We start from the raw sequence: 1,768 nt of genomic DNA on the forward strand, positions 1-1,768 counted from the left end.
CAGGCGGGCGGTCCGCGTCAGGCGTAGGCGCTGCTCATCACCAGCGAGCCGTTCACGCCGGCCGGGAAGAACCCGCCCTTGGTCGCCGTGTCCTTGGTCAGGTACACGATGTTCAGCACGTCGCCCGGCGAGCGGCTGAAAGCGATGCCGTTGGCATCCAGCGGCACGATGTTGGACGTGGTGGCATCCCCCGTGATGCCCTGGTCCACGTCGGTGGAGCCATCCAGGCTGTCGCGCGCATCCGAGATGGCGCCGGCCGCCGTGCGCAGCGCGGGCGTGGCCAGGCCCTTGGCGTACAGCACCGTGCGCACCAGACCTGCGTGGTAGGCCTCGGCGGCCAGGATGCCGGCGGCTGCCTCCAGATAGGTCTTGTTGGTGATCAGCGGCGATGCGCCCTTGTAGGCGGTGACGCCCACGTCCTCGAAGATGAAGGCCCCCAGCAGGAAGTTCTCGTCACTCGCATAGGGATCGAAGGCCGTGCCCGCGCCCACCAGCCCGGCCGCTCGCGCGGCCACCGAGAAGGCGCCGTTCGGGTCGGTTCCGCCGATGTCGATCTGCGGCTGCGCCACCGCGGCCGAGCCCAGCGCCGCGCGCAGGAAGGCCACGTGGGCGATCTCGTCCTGGGCGATCTCCTTGGCGTACTGCGCCACCACGGGGTCCTTGAAGGCCACGGCACGGCCGCCCGTGATGGCGCCCTGCGTGCCCACGCCCGACTGCAGGTTGGCGGGCAGGCCGGTGCCGAACACCGCGTAGTGATAGAACTGCGACTCCAGATACTCCAGGTTGAGGGCGAAGTTCAGGATCTCCGCATCCGTGGGCCCGTTGGCCTGCGCATTCGCATCGCCCCCGCCACCGCCGCAGGCGGACAGGATCACCCCGCCCGCCATGCCCACGGCCACGCCGCTGGTCTTGCGGAAGAACTGGCGCCTGTCCTCCAGCTTCTTGGCACGTTTTTGCAAAACCCCGATCAACACTGATTCGTCGGACATGATGGTTCCTCTCGGTTCGCGGCAGGCGCGAACGGTCAACGTGAAGAATGCGCCTCCGGCCGAAAGCACACGGGTGTGGCGAAAGCGCGTTCCACTGAAGAGGTGGCCACCTGCTCCAGGGGAATGGGATGCGTCCCCGCTATCCGGCAGTACGCAGGCCGCGCAGGTCTGGATGTGCCGCAATTGAAAGCGCAGGTAACGGTTTGCGGATGCAGCCGTTTCTTTTTCTTTTTTGAATCCAGACCCCGCTGCGCTGCGTATCCAGATCAGCCGGAATCGTTCGGCTTGTCATCAACCCGCTAGGAGCATTCCATGGTCTCGATTCAAAACACCCGCAAGCTGGCCTCGTTCGGCCTGGCCATCGTGATGTCGGCTGCCTCCGTGGCCGCCATGGCCGATGTGATGGTGGGCGGTGCACCCATGCTGCCGTCCAAGGACATCATCGACAACGCCGTCAACTCCAAGGACCACACCACCCTGGTCGCAGCCGTCAAGGCGGCGGGCCTGGTCGATACGCTCAAGGGCCCGGGTCCGTTCACCGTGTTCGCGCCCACCAATGCCGCCTTCGAGGCCCTGCCCGCAGGCACGGTGGACACCCTGCTCAAGCCCGAGAACAAGGGCACGCTGACCACGGTGCTGACCTACCACGTGGTGGCCGGCAAGTGGGATGCAGCGGCGCTGTCCAAGATGATCAAGGACGGCAAGGGCATGGCCAGCATCAAGACCGTCAGCGGCGGCACGCTGGTGGCCAAGTCCAGCGGCTCCAAGATCATGCTGAC

At 66.4% G+C, this 1,768-nt stretch carries 2 protein-coding genes; one reads left to right on the top strand and one right to left on the bottom strand.

Annotated features, from left to right (window positions below; genetic code table 11):
• Window positions 1-17: 17 nt before the first annotated feature.
• Complete coding sequence (locus L995_RS00885; protein WP_034397170.1) at window positions 18-989, bottom strand: ferritin-like domain-containing protein; 972 nt, start codon at window positions 987-989, stop codon at window positions 18-20.
• A gap of 312 nt (window positions 990-1,301) precedes the next feature.
• Here L995_RS00885 and L995_RS00890 point away from each other — a divergent pair.
• Window positions 1,302-1,768: fasciclin domain-containing protein (locus L995_RS00890; RefSeq protein WP_047468233.1), on the top strand; the 467-nt coding region annotated here is incomplete at its 3' end.

It is taken from the genome of Delftia sp. ZNC0008, from assembly GCF_000799035.1.
GTDB classification, from domain to species: Bacteria; Pseudomonadota; Gammaproteobacteria; order Burkholderiales; family Burkholderiaceae_C; genus Comamonas; species Comamonas tsuruhatensis.

Bases quoted from the DNA above. Each gene is read 5' to 3' on its own strand.
- L995_RS00885 (WP_034397170.1), bottom strand. From the start codon at position 989: ATGTCCGACGAATCAGTGTTGATCGGGGTTTTGCAAAAACGTGCCAAG.